2 protein-coding genes and 1 pseudogene are annotated in these 3,111 nt (G+C 58.6%); all 3 read left to right on the top strand.

What is annotated here, in order from left to right; all coding sequences use genetic code 11:
- On the top strand, nucleotides 1-1,310 hold a 1,310-nt coding region (locus NKH02_RS34205), incomplete at its 5' end, for a GMC family oxidoreductase (protein WP_352884233.1).
- Nucleotides 1,311-1,431: 121 nt separating this feature from the next.
- On the top strand, nucleotides 1,432-2,463 hold the full coding sequence (locus tag NKH02_RS34200; RefSeq protein WP_352884232.1) for an IS110 family RNA-guided transposase: 1,032 nt from the start codon (nucleotides 1,432-1,434) through the stop codon (nucleotides 2,461-2,463).
- Nucleotides 2,464-2,769: 306 nt separating this feature from the next.
- Nucleotides 2,770-3,032, top strand: a pseudogene (locus tag NKH02_RS34195) (transposase); the annotation flags it as partial.
- Nucleotides 3,033-3,111 lie beyond the last annotated feature (79 nt).

The raw sequence follows: 3,111 nt of genomic DNA, 5'->3' as shown, positions 1-3,111 counted from the left end.
ATTTCGAGGGCGAATTTCACGGCAAGGAAGGTCCCCTGCCAATTCAGCGTGTGCGGCAATCAGACTGGTCCGGCTTTATCCGAGCGGTGTCGAAAGCATATGACGCTCTGGGTATTCATTTTAGGCCGGACTTCAACGGCGAATTTGGTGACGGCTACTCCGTCGTTCCATTGACCAACCGCAACGGTCACCGGGTATCCGCTGCCATGGCCTACTTGTCCGAAAGCGTCCGCTCTCGGCCCAATTTGACAATCTTGTCGGAATCGACAGTTGTGCGGCTGACCTCGTCAGGAAACGCGATAACGGGCGTCGAGACGGAAAACAAGTCCGGCCGGCAATCGTATCGCGCTTCGACCGTGATCCTTTGCGCCGGAGCGATCCATTCACCCGCCATACTGATGCGCTCAGGGATAGGCCCGGCAGAGCAACTGGCAAAGCTCGGTATTCCAGTTGTTGCAGACTTGAAAGGTGTGGGCCAGAACCTTCAGGAGCACCCGGCGATCTGCGTTTCGGCGTATTTAAAGCTGGGCGATCGCATGTCACCCAATGTGAGCGGGCATATTCAAATGCATGCTCGCTACTCTTCGGGCTACGTTGGATGCCCTTCGACGGACATGGTAATATCGGCGGGTGCCAAATCGGCTTGGCATCCGCTCGGCAAGCGCCTCGGTACCCTTTGTGTGTGGGTCAATCGCAGCTATTCGACAGGAACCATCGTGCTCAAGGATCGCTCTCATGCCGTAGAGCCGGTGGTGGATTTCAACTGGTTGAGCGACAAGCGGGATGCCGAGCGATTAAAGCGCGGCTTCCGTTTGCTGGCCCGCCTGATGCAGCAAGATCCACTGTCGGCGGTGGCGCTTGACCCGTTTCCCTCAACTTGGAACGCACGAGTGAAGCGGGTTAGCAAGATCAATAGCATCAATTACGGACTTACCTCGGTTCTGTCGCTGTTCATGGACAGCTCTGCGCGCCTGCGCCGCAGGCTCATTAAGCACGTCATAACAGATGGTTCTAGCATTTCAGATCTGATTAATGACGAGCAGCATCTGGATCGGTTTATCAGTCAGAACGTAATGGGCAATTGGCATCCGACGTCGAGCTGCAGGATGGGGGCAGACTCCGACCCTACTGCGGTGACCGATCCGTCGGGCCGCGTTCGCGACGTCTCTGGCTTGAGAATCGCCGACGCTTCGGTGATGCCATTCTGCCCCCGTGCCAACACAAACATTCCAACGATCATGGTGGCGGAGAAGATCTCTGACGCTATTTTGGAAGACGACCGGACGGGCAGGTGTCTAGACTTAGACTAGACTAGATGCCGTAATGGGCCGGCCTTTGCGAGCATAGCCAGGTTGGGTGGCTGTCCCTCAGAATGATGGTGTTGAAACGGAGTCCGAGCGATCGGCTCCAAGCATCATAAGAGGAACAGCCATGGAACACTATGTGCGAATCGATGTCTCTCTGGAGGAGAGCAGCGTGTGCATTGTGGACGCGACCGGAACGATTGTGCGCGAGGTCAAGGTCGCCAGCGAGCCCGAGGCACTGGTCCGCTATTTCGACGAACTGGAATTATCTGTCGGCCGCATTGGGCTCGAGGCCGGGCCATTGTCGCAATGGCTGCATGCCGGGCTTGTGGTCGCCGGACGCGATGCGGTTTTGCTCGAAACGCGGCACGTGAAGGCGGCGCTCTCGGCGACGCCGGTGAAGACCGACCGGAAAGATGCACGCGGGATCGCCCAACTGCTGCGGATGGGATGGTACCGCCCGGTTCATGCCAGATCGGTGACTTGCAAGGATAGCCGAGCCCTTCTTGTTGGACGCAAGCTTCTGCAAGGCAAGCTTCTCGACGTTGAACTGAGCATCCGCGGGATCTTGCGCGGCTATGGGCTGAAGGTCGGAGAAGTCAGTCGTGGAAGGTTTGAAGCGCGCATCCGGGAGCTGACAGCAGGGCACGTCACTTTGGAGACGGTGATTGGTGGGATGCTGGCGGCGCGGACGGCGTTGTGGTGCAAGTTCACTAAGCTCCATCGCGAGATGCTGAAGATCGCGCGCGCTGACAAGGTTTGCCGCAGATTGATGAGCACTCCTGGGGTCGGGGCCTCGGTTGCGCCCACCTGTCGCTCGGCGGTGGACGACCCGATGCGGTTTGGAAAATCCAGTACGGTCGGAGCCTACTTCGGGCTTAAGCTCAAAAAATATCAATCCGGTGAGCCCGATCGGGACGGTGGTGTGAGCAAGGTCGGCGACGCCATGGTGCGAACAGCGCTCTTTGAAGCGGCGCACATCATGCTAACGCGGGCGACCCGCTTCTCGGGCCTGAAGCACTGGGCGCTCGACGTGGCGATACGTCGGGGCATGAAGCGCGCCAAGGTGGCCCTTGCCCGCAAGTTGGGCGTCGTGCTCCATCGCATGTGGGTGAATGCGACCGAGTTCCGCTGGAGCAAGGCCGCAGCGATGGCATAGGAGATAGAGCGTTCGGAGCGAGCCGAAACGGCAGCGCTCTCCTGAGGTCCCGTCGCCGGGACGAGGGCTTGGCAAGGTCGTGGGTAGTGCTGTGAATGCTTCGGCAAACCACGTTTCCTAGATTGATCTGTCAGCTCTGGATCTGATGGCATGGTGTGGCGGCCTTCGCGCTGACCACGGACAGAAGCATGATCCTGGCGATGAGATATCGTTCAGAGGGGACTTGACGATCGGAGGCCCATTGACCTTGCCCCTCTGATCTAATCCGGTTTGAAGTTCGTTCTGGCCCATTGAGAGGACCAGGACATGAAACGTAGCCGCTTCTCTGAAGAGCAGATCATCGGAATTTTGAAGGTACATGAGGCCGGGGTATCGGTTGCCGATCTGTGCCGCGAGCACGGGGGTCAGCGACGCCTCGATTTACATGGAAGGCCCGCTTCGGCGGGATGGATGTCTCCGAGGCTCGGCGACTGAAGGCTCTGGAGGACGAGAACACGCGGCTGAAGCGGCTTCTGGCCGACGCCATGCTCGACAATGCCGCGTTGAAGGATCTTGTGGGAAAGAATGTATGGTCCGCCCCGTCCGTGCAAGGGTTCGCGACATCGCCGATGACGATTCCAGTTGCATAAATGTATCCGGCCTCTCGCG

Origin of the sequence: Mesorhizobium sp. M1396, from assembly GCF_040317725.1 — a bacterium.
In the GTDB taxonomy this organism is placed as follows: Bacteria; Pseudomonadota; Alphaproteobacteria; order Rhizobiales; family Rhizobiaceae; genus Mesorhizobium.
The sequence above is the reverse complement of the archived record's forward strand: the minus strand, read 5'-3'. Positions and strand labels throughout refer to the sequence as shown.

What these genes read in the sequence shown, in the direction of transcription:
- NKH02_RS34200 (WP_352884232.1), top strand. Translation starts at nt 1,432, where the DNA reads ATGGAACACTATGTGCGAATCGATGTCTCTCTGGAGGAGAGCAGCGTG.